The organism is Psychroserpens luteus, from assembly GCF_015319355.1.
GTDB classification, from domain to species: Bacteria; Bacteroidota; Bacteroidia; order Flavobacteriales; family Flavobacteriaceae; genus Psychroserpens; species Psychroserpens luteus.
Genome location: NZ_JADILU010000002.1, coordinates 627,593 through 644,707, shown reverse-complemented (window position 1 = coordinate 644,707; position 17,115 = coordinate 627,593). Strand labels below are relative to the sequence as shown.

Annotated in this window: 15 protein-coding genes and 2 pseudogenes; 8 read left to right on the top strand and 9 right to left on the bottom strand. The window is 31.8% G+C overall.

The genetic code is table 11. The features are described 5' to 3' along the window. The 3 genes from IM744_RS06475 to IM744_RS06465 form a co-directional block, all read right to left on the bottom strand. Entirely contained in the window at nucleotides 1-1,464 is a 1,464-nt protein-coding gene (locus IM744_RS06475; protein ID WP_194507291.1) for a T9SS type B sorting domain-containing protein, read from the bottom strand. A 55-nt stretch (nucleotides 1,465-1,519) separates the two neighbouring features. Then, nucleotides 1,520-2,836: a hypothetical protein gene (locus IM744_RS06470; protein WP_194507290.1), complete on the bottom strand. Its 1,317-nt coding sequence runs from the start codon at nucleotides 2,834-2,836 to the stop codon at nucleotides 1,520-1,522. A gap of 280 nt (nucleotides 2,837-3,116) precedes the next feature. Beyond that, on the bottom strand, nucleotides 3,117-3,569 hold the full coding sequence (locus IM744_RS06465) for a hypothetical protein (protein WP_194507289.1): 453 nt from the start codon (nucleotides 3,567-3,569) through the stop codon (nucleotides 3,117-3,119). A 402-nt stretch (nucleotides 3,570-3,971) separates the two neighbouring features. Between IM744_RS06465 and IM744_RS06460 the strand changes: the two genes are divergently transcribed. Beyond that, nucleotides 3,972-4,601, top strand: a complete 630-nt coding sequence (locus tag IM744_RS06460) for a hypothetical protein (protein ID WP_194507288.1) — start codon at nucleotides 3,972-3,974, stop codon at nucleotides 4,599-4,601. Nucleotides 4,602-4,610: 9 nt separating this feature from the next. Here the strand turns inward: IM744_RS06460 and IM744_RS06455 are convergent, their stop codons facing one another. After that, nucleotides 4,611-5,528, bottom strand: a complete 918-nt coding sequence (locus tag IM744_RS06455; protein ID WP_194507287.1) for a M23 family metallopeptidase — start codon at nucleotides 5,526-5,528, stop codon at nucleotides 4,611-4,613. 247 nt (nucleotides 5,529-5,775) lie between these two features. Here IM744_RS06455 and IM744_RS06450 point away from each other — a divergent pair, with 247 nt between their 5' ends. From IM744_RS06450 to IM744_RS06425, 7 genes and pseudogenes are all read left to right on the top strand, one after another. After that, entirely contained in the window at nucleotides 5,776-5,970 is a 195-nt protein-coding gene (locus IM744_RS06450) for a cold-shock protein (protein ID WP_194507286.1), read from the top strand. Between the two features lie 240 nt (nucleotides 5,971-6,210). Continuing rightward, complete coding sequence (locus IM744_RS06445; RefSeq protein WP_194507285.1) at nucleotides 6,211-7,137, top strand: EamA family transporter; 927 nt, start codon at nucleotides 6,211-6,213, stop codon at nucleotides 7,135-7,137. 15 nt (nucleotides 7,138-7,152) lie between these two features. Beyond that, a pseudogene (locus IM744_RS20620) lies at nucleotides 7,153-7,258 on the top strand (cold-shock protein); the annotation flags it as partial. A 321-nt stretch (nucleotides 7,259-7,579) separates the two neighbouring features. Then, a complete protein-coding gene (locus IM744_RS06440) occupies nucleotides 7,580-9,016 on the top strand; it encodes a circularly permuted type 2 ATP-grasp protein (RefSeq protein WP_194507284.1) in 1,437 nt (478 codons plus the stop codon). Nucleotides 9,017-9,026: 10 nt separating this feature from the next. Further along, nucleotides 9,027-9,980 (top strand): alpha-E domain-containing protein, encoded by a 954-nt coding sequence (locus IM744_RS06435; protein WP_194507283.1) that lies wholly within the window; start codon nucleotides 9,027-9,029, stop codon nucleotides 9,978-9,980. 179 nt (nucleotides 9,981-10,159) lie between these two features. Then, complete coding sequence (locus tag IM744_RS06430) at nucleotides 10,160-11,002, top strand: transglutaminase family protein (RefSeq protein WP_194507282.1); 843 nt, start codon at nucleotides 10,160-10,162, stop codon at nucleotides 11,000-11,002. 64 nt (nucleotides 11,003-11,066) lie between these two features. After that, complete coding sequence (locus IM744_RS06425; RefSeq protein ID WP_194507281.1) at nucleotides 11,067-12,113, top strand: zinc-binding metallopeptidase family protein; 1,047 nt, start codon at nucleotides 11,067-11,069, stop codon at nucleotides 12,111-12,113. Between the two features lie 166 nt (nucleotides 12,114-12,279). Here the strand turns inward: IM744_RS06425 and glsA are convergent. The 5 genes and pseudogenes from glsA to IM744_RS06400 form a co-directional block, all read right to left on the bottom strand. Beyond that, nucleotides 12,280-13,188: pseudogene (glsA, locus tag IM744_RS06420) on the bottom strand (glutaminase A). 274 nt (nucleotides 13,189-13,462) lie between these two features. Beyond that, entirely contained in the window at nucleotides 13,463-14,203 is a 741-nt protein-coding gene (locus tag IM744_RS06415) for an acyl-CoA desaturase (RefSeq protein WP_194507280.1), read from the bottom strand. 151 nt (nucleotides 14,204-14,354) lie between these two features. Then, a complete protein-coding gene (locus IM744_RS06410) occupies nucleotides 14,355-14,924 on the bottom strand; it encodes a Crp/Fnr family transcriptional regulator (protein ID WP_194507279.1) in 570 nt (189 codons plus the stop codon). A gap of 47 nt (nucleotides 14,925-14,971) precedes the next feature. Next, entirely contained in the window at nucleotides 14,972-16,309 is a 1,338-nt protein-coding gene (locus IM744_RS06405; RefSeq protein ID WP_194507278.1) for an exonuclease domain-containing protein, read from the bottom strand. Further along, the gene (locus IM744_RS06400; protein ID WP_194507277.1) at nucleotides 16,306-17,079 is read right to left on the bottom strand and encodes an XRE family transcriptional regulator; all 774 of its coding nucleotides are present in this window, start codon (nucleotides 17,077-17,079) and stop codon (nucleotides 16,306-16,308) included. Before IM744_RS06400 ends, IM744_RS06405 begins: the two co-directional genes overlap by 4 nt. Between the last annotated feature and the right edge of the window lie 36 nt (nucleotides 17,080-17,115).

The window sequence follows — 17,115 nt, the reverse complement described above, 5'->3', positions numbered from 1 at the left end:
TTATTTGATTACTGTTATTGAACCCTTTTTGGTTTCGTTATTACTCGTTGTTATCACGTAATAAAATACTTGATTAATGCTATTTAAATTCAAATCATTTTCTGGCCAATTGTTTAGGTAATCATTGGTTTGTACTACCACTTTACCAGTATTAGTCATAATCATGACTTCTGTATTTGTACCACTTGTATAGATCAATGGGATCATCCAAGTATCATTAATACCATCACCATTTGGGCTAATGATATTCGGGATTTTTTCTACATCTGGGAACGCATCAAAAGCTTCTTCTAATTCAAAAATAAATTCTCTTGAGCCAATACAACCAGTCGTTTCTGTAACGATTATTTTATAAGTTCCAAATTGTGTTGCTTCGTAATTATCTTCGGAAATATTAGCAATAACAACATCATTTAAATACCATTCAAATTCTGGATTATTAGCGTTTGTTGTTACTTCTACTGAAAGTGTTTCTCCTTCTTCAATAGTATTCGTTTCAGAAACATTTATAGAAGCATCAAATAATTCACTTAAAAGTTGAATTTCACCAGCTGCCATACAATCTCCTAAATCTACTTGTACTGAGTAAGTTCCAGATTCGGTAGTTTGATACATTTGTGAAGTTGCATCTGCAATACTATTTCCATCCTTATACCATTGATAAGTTAAACCAGTTATCGTACTCAAAGTTGTAGCACCATTAGCAGGACAAAACGGATTCCCTAAACTAGAAGAAATACCAGCATTAGCATTACCAGTCGTTACTTCGCTAATCGTTACACGATTTGAAAAAGAATTTGAAGTACAAGTTCCATAATTTGTTTCTACAAAAAAGGTTCCTGGTTCACCAACTGTTAGTGTAGGACCATCTGCAACAAAAACAGATGTTGTTGGTCCTGTTTCTTTATACCATTTGTAAGTAAGAGAAGGGTAGTTGAGAGGCGAATTGTTTGATCCAGTACCAGGATTATCTATAGTTAATAGGTAACTACCACCAGAACAATATGCACCATTTGATACTAAATTATTTATAGAAAATGGTGAGTCTTGTATTTTATAATACGCTGCAAATACTGAAGAACCAGAACTAGTTGCTGCAGGAGCACTACTTTTAATTCGTATTCTATAATTTTCTCCAGCTGTTGTTGTAGGCAAAGAAAAATTTAAAGTTGCAGGTGATGTTGTTACGGTTCCTGGACTAGAAGTAAAGATAGATGTGGCATTTGAAAAATCTCCATCAGCATCTGATAATTCAATAGTGAACTGATTTGAAGCATTTAGACCACTTGCTGGAGAGAAAACAAATGTTGTGCTATAGTTATTAAATGTATCACTCGCGCAGGCTTGACTAAACCCTAAATTGGGTGAACCGATAACGATTTGGGCGTTTAGTTTTTCCGCAGTAAAAAGGAGGAAAATATAAAGTCCTATAAAGAATTTATATGCAAGTTTTGCGTTGTACATATTAGTTTTGGGGAGTAATTTTTTATCCTATAAGCAGGTTTTTCTTTTTTATATATTAATCTTCGTCGTCGTCAATGAGATCATTAGAAGCTATAATTCCATTAATTCTTAATCTAAAATCTGGACGAGATTTACTGTTCGCATCTATAAAGGTTTCTGAGTCTGGACCTTTTGAATATACATTGTCAAAAGAGCGACTACCATACCAGTTTTCTAAATCGGCATTGTTAGAATAACCTTTTCTAAAGATGTTTCCTTTACAGTTATTAAAGTAGGTTCTCGTAAATTTTAATTGACTTAAACTTTCTGTATTTATGATGATTTTATCATCAAGAATAACTGCAGGATTAAAACCAGATATAACACTAGTATCAAGTGAGAATGAGACATCAGCACCAATGTAAATTGCTTCATTTACTAAACCTAGATTGATATCGTATTGTAAATCTGAACTTAGGTTGATGAGTGTTAAATTCGCAGCAGCAACAAAGGTTTGTTCTTTGCTAAAATCGGTTTCGTCTTTTGAATCATAGTCTGAAATGTATAAACATCTAGACACATCAGATCCAGAAACATAAGGAGATCTAACAGCTAAAGAGTTTGCAATCCAAACTTGCGACCCATTGTTAAAATTATAATCGTTACCAGCAGATTTATAAGACACCAATTGATCTAAAATAAGTTTTCCACCTAAAACATTAAATGAATTTCCTTCACAATAGCTTACCATAACATTTTCAACGATGGTTTGTTGACCAACTCCTGCAAGAGTAAGTGCGCTAAAGTAGCCAAAGTTTTTTGTTCGTTTTCCAGCAAATTCTATTCTTACATATTTTAAAATGCCAGAGTTGCTATCTGGATTATCACCACCATAAGTTAAAGTAGCTGCTACAGATGGTCTCAAACCATAATTTAAAGCAGTTTCACTACCAAAAGAATTTGTAGGAGCATCTCCAAGAATGAATAATCCTCCCCAATCTCCAGGTTTTTTTACGCTTTTACTAGATGTAAATATGATTGGATCTGTAGAAGTACCTTCTGCCATAATCTTAGATCCGTTACTTATAGTAAGAGATCCTTTGGTTTTAAAGTCACCAATGATTACAGTACCAGGTTCTATAGTAAGAGTTGTGCTATCTGTAACAAAAACATCACCTAATAATAAGTAAACTTCTCTCTTTTGTAATTTTGTGTTTTTTGAGATATTACCACTTAGAATTTGAGTAGGCTTACCGTATTCAGTATTATTTGGTTTAAATTCTGTCCAAGGGTTTAACCAATTATTATATCCTGTGATTCCTTTTTCTTGCTGAGCAAAAGTATTGCTAGACACTAAAAATAAGATAAGTGTAATAAGAGTAATTTTTTTCATAGCAGGTTAAGTTTTATTAATATTAGTGGGTGCTAGTTTATATAACCAAAAATAGAGTTAATACTTATGAAACGCAAATAATATCGATGAAATGCGCTAATATATGTGATACTAAAGTAAATTCTTACAAAAAATATTTTTTTTTACTGAAATTTTAAAAGCATTCTATAGGTTTCTGAAAAAACAATCATTTTTAATGATAAGAATTATAGGATATAGAAGAGCCTCAGTGAAAAACACTGAGGCTCTTAATGTTTGTGATTAAACTATAAATTAGATATTAATCCGTTTTAAAATCATTATAAGTATGTAATGATTTTAATGTTTCTTCATAAAATAATATAGCTGCAATTAAATCTCTAGTATCAGAATATGGTAATATTTTCTTTTGAAACTCAATAGTACTATCAAAATATTCTACAGATGCATCTCTATTTATTTCTAATGCTTTCTTATTTTCTTTAGTTTCAGGAATTCCAAGAGAAGCCATGGTTACTCCAGGTTTAGTTGCAAATGCAATATTTGGCAAAATATTTACAATAACTTGAATACGTTCTCCATATAATTTAAGTAATTCTCCTTTTGACATTTTGTCTAGTTGATCAAAACTGTGGTATTTAGAGATATTTACTTTACCATCAATAATGGTGACTTCTTTAACTTTTTTTTGAGCGAAAGTTAAGTTTACCATTAGGAGAAAAATGGCAATAAATAATGTAGATTTTGTTTTCATTTTTTAGTTTTTTAAAGATCTAGGTGGAACAAATCTATACAATTTATTAAAGAAACCAACTTAAATTATCATTTTTTTGAAAATTATTTCCCCCTATGAAATACTGATTTCATAGACAAAAGGCTTATTTAGTGGATTAAAAGCATTTTTAGTCGACGAAATACTTTTATCGTTTTTGTCCATTTTTTTTTAAATCGTATTGATTTTTCATCTTTTTTAGAGTTCTTTCCTTTTTTGTATTTAGGTCTTAAACGTGTCGATTTTTTACTAAGATTTACAGTTATTTCAACGATGAATTTTGCACCACTTGTCTTTTTATCGCAAAAAAGTGTGCATTGATATGATTTATAATGATTTATGATAAAATTCTTTCACTTTTGACTGAATTTAGTACTCAATATCATGAAAAAATTAATAGCTCTTTTTACTTTTGTCTGTGTGTTCGGACTTCAAAATTTAGTTACAGCACAAGAATCAACAGATATTTCCGAAGAACAAAAAAACGCCTATTTAGATCGTCATCCTATATATGACTATAATGAACTTCAAATAAGTACAACAGATAGTATTCCAGATTTTGAATCTAAACAACAACCTCTTAAAATAACAGGTACAATATATCAAAGTGACGGTGTAACTCCTGCAGAAGGCATCATATTATATATAGAGCAAGCAGATGAAGATGGAGATTTTGATGTAAGAAAAGAGAACGATAAGCATTATGCTCATCATAGAGGTTGGATAAAAACCGATGCTAACGGTCGTTATACGTTTTATACGTTTGTGCCTGGTAATGATAGACGTTACAATCAATTATCACAGTTGTTTCCTACTATAAAAGAACCTTCAAAGACAGCTTATAATTTAGAGTCTTTTTTGTTTGATGAAGATCCATTACTTACAAAATTATGTCGTAAAAGAATTGCTAAAAAAGGAGATCCAACAAGAATATTAAAACTTACTAAAAAGGATAATTTACTAATCGTTGAAAAGAATATTGTATTAACATCAAGCACAGTTGCTTCAAATTAATATCTGTATTTATTTTTCAATCACTAATTTCTGACCAATTTTAAGCACAGAACTTCGCTTAATAGTATTGGTATTACATAAAGAAGCAATAGAGACATTGTTACGTTTAGAAATTCTAGATAAGGTATCTCCAGATTGTACAACATAAATAGATTTTTGTTTAATCAAACTTGCGATGGCTTCTTCTTCGGAAAGGAGCGGTTTAATTTTACTTTCTTTCTTAGAATTATGATAGATAGGCTGTGTCCATTTTTGTGTAATCCAAAGTTCATTAGCTCTAATATCATTATTTTCATTAAAAGTAAATAGATATTCAGGATTTATAGAAACACCTTTATAGTTGACCACTAAATGTAAGTGACTACCTCTTGCGTTTCCAGACACACCACCTTTACCAAGGTATTGACCTTTAGTTAATGTATCGTTTTCTTTTACACCATATTCAGATAAATGTGCGTATACCGTTTCTAGTCCGTTAAAATGTCTAACAACAACGGTTTTTCCATGTCCACTACTATAACGTGACATTCTAACAATACCATCAAACATACTATATAAACTGTCTCCAGTTACCAAATCAATATCAATTCCTTTGTGAGCACGACCTCTTCGCCAACCATAGCGAGATGTTACAACTTTGTCTTTAGTAATAGGAGAGTGGTAGGTAGAATCTTTAAATTGAAGCTGTAGCGGGAACTCCACATTGACATCATTATAAGGATTATAAACAGTATGATCCCAATAATTGGCTTTTATGTCTAAGGGAATAATGGTGTCTTGCTTTACAACAGATACTGGTTTTACAGAGTCGGTTGAGTCTTCTTCAAAACTAAATTGAGAAAAATCAATGATATTAATTTTTGGTTTTTTTTGAGCATTAACACTTAAAGACATTGTTAATAGGATGAGAGAGATTATTGATTTCATGTATTGAAATGGAATGATTGATTTTTCAGAGTCCGAATTTAAAAATAACAAACGCTCTATAGTGTTAATGTATTGTTAGAATTAATGTTAAAAAATAAATAATTAAGATTTCGGTACATATTATAACAAAACAGCATATTGTTGTGTGTTCCTATTTCCGAAGAAATAAAGATATTTCATATTAAAATTAATTGTGGCATCATTATTGAATATCATAAAGTATTAATAATAAATAAATTATATTACAATGAGTAAAGGAACAGTAAAATTCTTCAATGACAGCAAAGGTTTTGGATTCATCACTGAAGAAGGTTCAAACACAGAACATTTTGTTCACATTTCTGGATTAATCGATGAAATTCGCGAAGGCGATGAAGTTGAATTTGATCTTACAGAAGGAAAAAAAGGATTAAACGCAGTAAACGTAAAAGTGATTTCATAATACATACAGTTTAGTTAGTAAGAAGCCCATCAGCAATGATGGGCTTTTTTTATTGTTGAATCTATTGGTTTATCGCTATTTTAACTGTCAATTGCATTGTGTATTAAATTCATCTTTTACACAACGCATTACAAAAATGAAAGTGTACTTTCGTATAAGTCAACTTAGTGAGACTTAGAAACTCACCTTAAGTCTATGATTAATAAATGTGTTTAACTATTTTAGATCACAAACCCAACCATGCAAAAACCAAGTACTAAGTCTTTAATCATTATAGCATTTATAGGTATCTATGTGATTTGGGGTTCTACGTATTTACTTAATAAAATTTCGGTTACAGAGTTGCCTCCTTTATTTTTGGCAGCTGTAAGATTTTCTGTTGCTAGTATTTTGATTTTTACGATTGCTAAAGTCTTAAAATTTAGTCTTAAGATCACGAAGAAGCAACTTTTAAATTCTACACTCGTTGGCTTTCTGTTTTTGGTTTATGGTAATGGTGTTTTTGTTTGGGCTTTAAAATATATTGATAGTGGTTTTGGAGCTTTATTAGCTTCAACTCAACCCTTATTCGTGTTGTTACTTATGCGGTTAATAGATCACAAAAAAATGCAACCCAAATCTTTAATTGGTGTTGCTTTTGGGATTATTGGGATGTATTTACTCGTTAGTCAGAATGAATTAGTCACCAATGAAGAAACACTATTGGGCATTTTTATGATTTTCACTTGTATTATGAGTTGGAGTTATGGAAGCGTATTTGTCGCCAAAGCAGACGTCCCAAAAAACTATTTGGTGAGCACAGGTTATCAAATGGGAATTGCCAGTATTGTATTAGCTATTGCCAGTTTATCGTTAGGCGAGGCGTGGAGTTCACCTTTAACATGGAGTACTAGAGTACAATTATCTATGTTAGCGTTAATTACCTTTGGAAGTATTGGCGCATTTACCGCTTTTAATTATCTCTTAAAACAAGTTTCTACTGAAAAAGTTGCCACTTCAGCCTATGTGAATCCCATTGTAGCTATGATCTTGGGATGGTATGTTTTGGACGAAACCTTAAGCACACAATCTATTATTGCTGCTGTTGTGTTATTGACAGGTGTTTATTTTATTACGTCTCGAAAACGAGATCTTCCAAAGGAAGAAATCTCAAAAGACATCCCATAAAAAAACTCCCGAACAATTAAGCTTTCAGGATTAATCGATGAAATTCGTGAAGGTGACGAGGTTGAATTTGATCTTACAGAAAAAAAAAGGATTAAACGCAGTAAACACTAAAGTCATTTAATATATACCGTAAAATTCTTGAGAAGCCTATAATTAGTTTATAGTTTTTTTTGTTTAAGTTTTAAATATTAAAAAGAATAACATCTTTTTAATTAAAATGATAACCTAAAATAAACGTATTCAACCACATCATTACCAAAAACTAACAAAAATACAAATAGGTTTTTCACTATATTTTTCTTAAATTACGTCTCAAGGTTACAAACCAGTAATCTTACATCTCAATTTTTTTTTAATTATCAATCCTATTTTATAGCCATCCTTTGCTTTGTTCAGAAGCGAAAATCTTGATTTTAAAATAAGACTAAATCCAAAAGTGTTTATGCCAAAATTAGATTTCTCAGCTTACGATTCTAAAGGGTATTACGACGAAATGTTTGATGAAAACAATGTCGTTAGACCCAATTACAAACTTTTTTTAGAACGACTCGAAAATATGAGTATCAAGAAGTTAACCAGCTTGCAGCATTCCACAGATAGGGCACAGCTCTCTTTGGGTATGACTTTTAATGTTTATAATGACAATGAAGGTATTGAACGAATTTTACATTTGGATATCATTCCAAGAATTATTGCGAATAAAGAATGGAACCATCTAGAAAAAGGTCTACAGCAACGTATTAAAGCTCTTAACTTGTTCATTCAGGATATTTATAATGACCAAAAGGTGCTGAAAGATAAAATCATTCCGAAGGAAATGATATTTTCAAGCCTCTCTTATTTAAAAGAATTGGAAGGTTTCAAACCTCCAAAAGATATTTGGTGTCATATTACAGGATCTGATTTAATAAAAGGAGGTGATGGACAATATTACGTCTTAGAAGATAATCTAAGATGTCCTTCTGGCGTTTCGTATATGTTGGAGAACAGAGAAATTTTGAAACGTACATTTCCGGAGTTATTTGAAACCTTAGGCGTAAAACCAGTATATAATTACACACATATTTTAAGAGATACTTTAGAGCACCTTACAGATGTTGAACAACCAACGATTGTGGTATTAACACCCGGAATTTATAATTCGGCATATTTTGAACATTCGTATTTGGCGCAACAAATGGGAGCAGAGCTGGTAGAAGGACGCGATTTAATCGTCAAAAATGATATCGTATACATGATTACAACCAACGGTTTACAACGCGTAGATGTGATTTACCGTCGTGTAGATGATGATTTTATTGATCCAGAAGTGTTCAATAAAAAATCGTTGTTAGGAACTCCTGGATTATTTAGAGCATACCTCAAAGGCAACGTCGTTTTGGTCAATGCTCCAGGAACTGGAGTTGTAGATGATAAAGCGGTTTATGCGTACGTCCCAAGAATTATTAAATACTATTTAGGAGAAGATATGATTTTGCCTAATGTGAAAACGTATATCTGTGATGAGGAACAAGACCGAAAATATGTGATTGAAAACATCCATAATTTGGTCGTGAAACAAACCGATGCTTCTGGTGGATATGGGATGCTTATTGGTCCCAAATCTACAAAAGCAGAACAGCAAGAATTCATAGTTAAAATTAAGCACAACCCAAGAAATTATATCGCACAACCCATGATTAACTTATCGCGTGTGCCAACCATAGCAGATAATACGATTGAAGGTCGTCATGTGGATTTGAGACCATATGCTTTATATGGTGATGATATTAAGATTATTCCTGGAGCATTAACTCGTGTTGCTTTAAAGAAAGGATCTATCGTTGTGAATTCGTCACAAGGAGGAGGAAGTAAAGATACATGGGTATTAAACAGTTAAAACAAAAATTATGCTAGGAAGAGTTGCTAACACTATATATTGGATGAATAGATATCTTGAACGTGCCGAAAATTATGCGCGTTTTATGGATGTGAATTATAATCTCTCATTAGAATTACCGCCTAATGAAAAAGAGCAATGGAAACCACTTGTCGTGATTACAGGAGATTGGGAAACTTACGAGTCACTTAATGATTCTGCGGAAAAAGATAAGGTGATTTACTTTTTAGCATTTGATGGACAAAACCCGAATTCTATATTAAATTGTATCACTAACGCTAGAGAAAATGCACGTGCTGTTAGAACCGAAATCACCAAAGAGGTTTGGGAACAAATTAATGCTTTGTATTATTTGGTAAAAGATGGTGTCGAGAATAAGCATCACATCGATAAAAATCTTCGTGGTTTTTTTACTGAAATTAAAAACGGTTGTCAATTATTATACGGAATGTACGACGCGACCATTTCAAGAAATGAAGGCTGGAATTTCGGAAAGCTAGGACAAGTTTTAGAACGTGCAGATAAAACGTCTCGTGTTTTAGATGCTAAGTATCATTTTCTTTTAGGATCTGCAAAGCAGGTTGGTTCGTCTTTAGATTTGATTCAGTGGGCAGCTTTGTTGAAATCGGTAAGCGCTTATGATATGTATCGTAAAAAACACGGAAAGTTGACATCTTCAAACATTGCAGAGTTTTTGATTTTAGACACCGAGTTTCCTAGATCTATATTAGCTTGTTTAATTCGTGCAGATCAATCACTTGTTGCTCTATCTGGTCGTTCGGTTGGATTTAGTAATACTGCTCAAAAGCAATTAGGAGTCTTGAAATCACAATTAGAATACGCAGATATCAATGATATTATTAGCGCAGGAATGCATGAATACTTAGATGATATTCAACGAAAATTAAATGATATTTCTTCAGCTATTTATGAGTCGTTCTTTGCTGTTGATTTAAGCCATTAGCTCAGAAGCATAATTAATTTAGAATTAAAAATAAGAGATAAACAAAGAAATACGAATCAATAATATTGAACCCTATTTCTTTGGTTATGTATAAGTATTTTTAATAGAGTAATATGTGAATATTTAATAGCTTTCATTCTAGCTTTCAAAGGAATGATAATTCTTAATACAAAAAAAAAATGAGATTTAAGATTATTCACCATACAGAATATGAATTTGATTCTGAAGTTTTTCTAGACCCTCATTATTTAAGATTTAAGCCAAGAGAAACACCTTGTATCACTGTTGAAAAATTTTCAATGTCAGTGGTTTCAAAACCTATTGGATATAAACGTATAAGAGATGAAGAAAATAATATAGTAGATTTTTATTGGTTTGATGGCTTAACAAAAAAACTTACTATTAAAGCTGAAAGCACTTTAGAAATAAAATCATTTAATCCTTTTGACTTTATTCTATATCCTCCACAGTTTAATGAGATACCTTTTGAATACTTCGAACCTCGTAAAAGATTATTATATGCGTCCTTACAGAGAAAACCAATTTCAGATGATTTGCTAGACTATGGAGATTCTCTGTTAAAATCATGTAATTTTAATACTGTTTCATATCTCACAGCACTCACAAAACAAATTTGCAATGATTTTATGGTTGTTTATCGTCAAGTAGGAGCGCCATTTTCACCAAATAGAACTTTTAAGCATAAAAAAGGATCTTGTCGTGATTTGACTTGGATGCAAATCAACCTTCTAAGAAAACAGGGTATTGCTGCACGTTTTGTAAGTGGTTATTACTATTATGAAATGGATGAACCAAAATACGAATTGCATGCTTGGGTAGATGTTTTTCTACCAGGAGCAGGTTGGGTTGGCTTTGATCCCAGTTATGGGATGTTGACCTGTAACACACATTTCCCTATTGCTGCAAGCGCAAACCCTGAAAATACAATGCCTGTTTCTGGAGGCATTCGAGGGAGTGCAACATCTAAATTAATAACACAACTTTCTATAGAGAAGATATAGCGAATAGTCTACATTTACGCACTTTTAAATTAACAAAAAGATTACCGCCTGAGCGGAAGCAAAAATGAAAATATTTAGATGTGGTCATTGTAATCATGCTATATTCTTTGAGAACTATAGTTGTGAAAATTGCGGACATTTATCTGGTTATAAAGATAAAGGTCGCAAGATGTTAACGTTTACTCCTGATAGTGAAAACTTAATTTCCGATGAAAATCAGAAAGCATATAAATACTGTAAAAATATAGAGTTTAATGCTTGTAACTGGGTTATAAAAAAAGATAGTCCAGAAGACTATTGCAATGCTTGTTTACTTAATAGAACGATTCCCAACCTTTCAGATTTAAATAATTTTGAAAAGTGGCAAAATTTAGAAGTCGCAAAACACAGATTAGTCTATCAGCTTCAAAAAATAGGCTTAGCTATACCAAGTAAAATGCGTGATATTAACGGATTATGTTTTGACTTCGTGGCACAACAAAATAATCCTAATTTAATGACAGGTCATGCCAATGGAGTGATTACTATTTTATTAAGAGAAGCAGATTCTGTATTAAGAGAACAAATGCGTAAACAATTTGTAGAACCTTATCGCACCTTGATTGGACATTTAAGACATGAGGTTGGACATTATTTTTGGGATCGGTTAATCTATACAGATCCAAAAGCTCTAGAAGAATTTAGAACTATTTTTGGTGATGAGCGCGTTAATTATGGAGAAGCATTACAACTGTATTACAAAGTAGGAGCACCAAGCAAATGGGAAACATCTTTTATTAGTAAATATGCAACCTCTCACGCTTGGGAAGATTGGGCAGAAACTTGGGCACATTATCTACATATCATGGATATGGTAGAAACTGCTTACTTTTTTGGAGTCACAGTAAAGCCCATTAAAAAGAAAAAAGAATTGAAAACTAAAGTCACTTTTGACCCTTATACTATCGAAGATTTTGATGTCATTATTAAAACCTGTAGACCGTTATCTTTTGCTGTAAATAGTATCAATAGAGCAATGGGTGTTCCAGATGTATATCCATTTGTAATTACAGAGCCTGTGGTTGTTAAATTGAAGTTTATACATCGTTTATTGTTAACTAAACGCCAATGAACTACTTTTTTCTTCGGAAATATGCCATCTAAAAGACTTGTCTGCTAGATATTAATACATAAAGTTGTACTAAACTTATCTGAGTTTTTCGTAATAATTGATAGTTATTTGTAATATGAGAAATTTAAATAAGTTTAGTGTGAAGAAAATATTTAAAAAATGTATTCTAGAATATACTCAACTCAGAGTGAGTAGTAACTTCTTCAAATAATTTCATACCTTTGAAGGAGTTTCCGTTTTTATTTAGTCTTGGACTCCAAATGATTATGGTATAGTTATTAGTATATAAAGCCACAATGCCACCACCAACACCACTTTTTCCAAGTAATCCTACTTGAAGGCGAATTCACCGGATTCATCGTAAAACCCGCAAGTGAGCATTAAAGCATTGATTCGTATTGTTTTGCTTTTTAATATAATTTTTTTGTTGTCACTTAACTTTCGTGCGCCATTTACTAAAAATGAGAATGTGTATGAGAGTTGTCGACATGTCATTTCTAAAGAGCACATATCAAAATAAAAATCAAGTACGACTTCTGGCTCGTTTTTAATGTTTCCGAAGGATTTAATAAAATTACATAAGGCTATGTTTCTGTAACCTGTAGCTTTTTCAGAATTGGCTATTTTATCAGAATAGGTAAGATCTGGTAGTTCACCCAAATCTCTTACATACTTCAAAAAACCCTCTTTTGCATTGTCGAGATGTGCTCTTTAGAAATCACAAATCACAATCGCACCAGAATTCACAAATGGATTCCTCGGAATCCTCTGATACGTTTCTAAAAGTAGGAGCGAGTCAAACTTTGTGCCTGATGGCTCTACATCCACAAGTTCCCATAGTTTCTCTCCAACAATTTTATAAGCGAGGTTAAGCGATAATACTTTGGATAGAGAACTTTTTTAAATTATCACTCATACCAAAATTTGTACCATCTATTTTTTTCATATGAACACCAAAAAAGGACGGATTTACATTGGCTAATTCTTGAATATACGTTGCTGATTTTCCTTCATCTTTCAGCATATATGTGATATTATAAACGCTAGCAATAATATCTTTATAATTTGAGTCCATTCTATTTTATTAATTGAAATATTGAACCAAGGTAGAATTTAATTTAAATTTACAAGAGATTATTTTGGTGATTTTAAAAAGATATTGTAGCATTCTAACTCTCTAGTTAAAACAAAAAAAGCCAATATAATTAATTATGTATTGGCTCATATTATTATTATAACTATAATCAAAAGTAAAACATTTTAGACTGGATCATTAATCCTTATAATAGAAATTTGTGTTTATGAGTTGATATTTTCAATACTTGAAAATTTCCGAAGAGATAAAAAGATTAAGACTTAATCCTAATTGGTTTTAAATGGATTAAACCAAAAGCATCCAATACTTTTATAATCACATAAGTGACATCAATTTCATACCATTTTACACCAAAATTAGCACGACTGGCATGTTTGTGATGATTGTTATGATAACCCTCACCCATCATTAAAAAATCAAAACGAAAAAGGTTTTTACTCGTGTTTTTCATTTTGAAATTCACATAGCCATAAATATGACCAAACCAGTTAATGATCACACCATGAATTGGAGCCATTAAAAATGTTATTGGCAATAACAACCATTGCCACCATGAGGTTACAAATAATGCAAAAAATAAAATGTAGAGCCCAATCCAAAGCACTCTAGATAAACGAGAACTAGCAAAGGAGTCAAACGATTTCCATTGCGGAACATTCTTAGTAAAACGCTCGTCTACAGCAATGCGCTGTGTATTAATATCTTGATAGATTGTTTTAGTTTTCCACATCATGGCAAATACATTAGCATCATGAGATGGTGAGTGTGGATCTTTTTCTGTATCTGTATAAGCGTGATGCATGCGATGCATGATTCCGTAGCCATAAGCACTCAAATAACTAGAGCCTTGAAAAATCCAAGTAAGAATAAATGTGATGCGTTCCATAGTTTTAGACATCGTAAACACTTGATGTGCTGCATAACGATGCAAAAAGAACGACTGAAAAAATAAGCCTCCATACCAAAGTACTAAGACAAAAATAACGATAACCATAACTTTTTTTACAAAGATACTTGCACGTTGCGTGCCAAACAATGAACCTAAATCAATTAAAGACTTAAGATTTTCATAAATAAAGAGGTCATAAAACGTTCAAAACCCAAACAAATTGAGCTATTTAATAGGTATCATGCTGAAAATTAGATTATATCCGTTTTCTAATCCTACTTAATGCTTGTGCAGTAACACCAATATAAGAACTGATGTATTTTAACGGAATGATTTTTATCAATTCTGGACGCTCTTTAAAAAGCTTTAGATAGCGTTCTTCCGCAGTTAAATTTAATAAGTTTTGTTCACGCTTAGATTTTAGCAAAAAGAGACGTTCTGCTGTTAATCTCCCAATAAGATTTCCTATTTGAGTGGTTTTGTATACTTCTTGTAAATCATTGTAAGTGATGCTTAAAATGGTTGTTTTAGTCAATGCTTGCAATTGATAAGCAGATGGTGTTTGTGTTAAAAACGAATCGTAAGCACTTACAAATTGGTCTTTGAAACTAAAACCAAAAGTGATTTCTTTTTCTGAATCTTCCTTCGGAATAAATAAACGTACCACACCAGATTCTATAAACGAAATATGATTTTCTATCTCATTGAGCTTTAAAAATACCGTTTTCTTCGGAATTTCAAGACGCTTTAATTTGGATGAAAAAAACTCCCAATCTGCATTTGAGATAGTGGCAATTCGATCTATGTGGGCTTTTATTTGTTGCACTTATAGTTGTACTAAGAATTAATGCGTGAAGATAGGGATTTGTAATATTATATGTCTAACATTTTATGCTTCAAAATCTTTTGAATATCGATGTTATCTTTTTGTTTAATGAGATAATACTGTAAATCGTCTTGATGGCTGATTTGTTCTTGTTTGTCAATAAATCCGTATCCTAAATACACATTTTCTTTAATCCAAATAAAGGCTTCTTCATTTGAGTTTCTCCCTTTTTCTTTTAAGATGATGTCTTGCTTGTTTTCTGAAACCTCATAAATTGCTTTGTGCACTCTTTTGTTGTATTCATCACTCGTTTCTTCATCTCTACAAATCCCTTTACAATCTGTGATGTTATAATGAGAACACTCCCAAACAGCTTCTTGTAAATGGCAATATTTAGGACAGAGATTATATTGAGAACAAATTTTCTCCATATACAATCGTACATCTCTCATATTAAAAAAAGTAGCGATAGGCTTGTGTACCAAGCGACCTTTATTGATTGCTAAATGAATAATTCCGTTCCTGTCTTCATAAGAGAAAATAGAGTAGGATTGGATGGTTCTTTTTGACACCTTATTAAACAGCGGGAAGTTGTGTTTTATAGCAGCATCTTCCATTAATAACGCAATAAGTTCGCTACCAGATAATTCAAAATCAATATCTCGTGTTTCTCTCACCATGTCGAGTGATTTCTTTGTTTTACTATAAAAGTGACTCAGCACTCTTTTTTTGATGTCTTTGGCTTTACCAACGTAAATAATTTTTCCTTTTTTATCCTTAAAAAAATAGATTCCTGGAGAATTTGGCAAGGCTTCAAAAGTTTCTTTTGGTAAATTTGGAGGTAAAGTCGCCTCTCTAGAATTTTTATTTAAAAAGTCGTTAAAAACCTCTACAGCTTTAGGTTGAGCTAATAATAATTCAAACAAAATCACAGTCGCTTCAGCATCACCTCTTGCTCTGTGCCTGTCAACCAAATCAATCTTTAAATCTTTACAAATCTTGCCTAAGCTATACGATTTATATCCTGGCAACAATTTTCTTGAAAGTCTAACTGTGCATAATTTTTTTCTTCGGAAATCGATACCCAAACGCTTAAACTCGCCACCAATGACATTGTAATCAAAATTTACATTATGAGCCACAAAAGTGGAATCTTCAGTAATATTGAGAATGTCTTGTGCAACATCTGCAAAAACTGGAGCATCTGCCACCAAGCGATTATCTATTCCTGTTAATGCTGTAATATGCATTGGAATCTCACTTTCTGGATTTACAAGTGTCGTAAATTCATCAACTACTTGTGTTCCATCATACTTGAAAATTGATATTTCAGTCATACGATTTTCTCTTCCTGTAGTTTCAACATCAATAATAGTGTAAATCATTTTATCAATTTCTCTAAAGATTTCAATTCAACTCCAAGCTCGTTAAACATATTCATTATACTACTTAATTTTAATTCTTCTTCACTATATTCTTGCGTATTGATACTACATGTAAATTCCCATAACTCTAATATTTCGTTCATTGGTACACTATAATCATTGTACGTTTTATTGTCTGACATTAGTAAAAGAGAATCATTCAAATCAATATTATTATATACACGTTTATAAACCATACCATCATTTAGTGTTAATAAAACATACGTTTTTCCTGTTTTTATATCGCGTCTATCTTCAATAAATCTTCCAATAACAAATGATCCATCTTTCATTGGTAGCATAGAATCTCCTTTAATAGGGAATGCTCTATGCTTACCTGTTGGTAAAAAAGGTAATTTTATCTTTTGAAGTTGCTCAATATATTCGGGATCATCATAGCCAGACAGATATCCAGCAGATGCTTTTATAGGAACGACTTCAATTAAATTTTCATTATCGCTATCTACCATGATTGGAAACAATACACGCTGATTTCCAATTTCAATAAATGATGAGCTCCCAGATTTTTTTAGATCATGCCGAATCAAAATATCAACAGGAATTTTAGTATAATCAGATAATTGAATCAATTTTTCAATAGATGGTAAGGCTCTATTTTCTTCATAAGCACCAACTTGCGACTTAGACCAATTTAAATCTTCTGCAAACTGACTTTGAGATAATCCATTTTGGCTTCTTATGAATTGAATATTTTTTTGAACAATTGACATAAAACTAAAATTTTGAGTTAACAAAGCTACAATTTT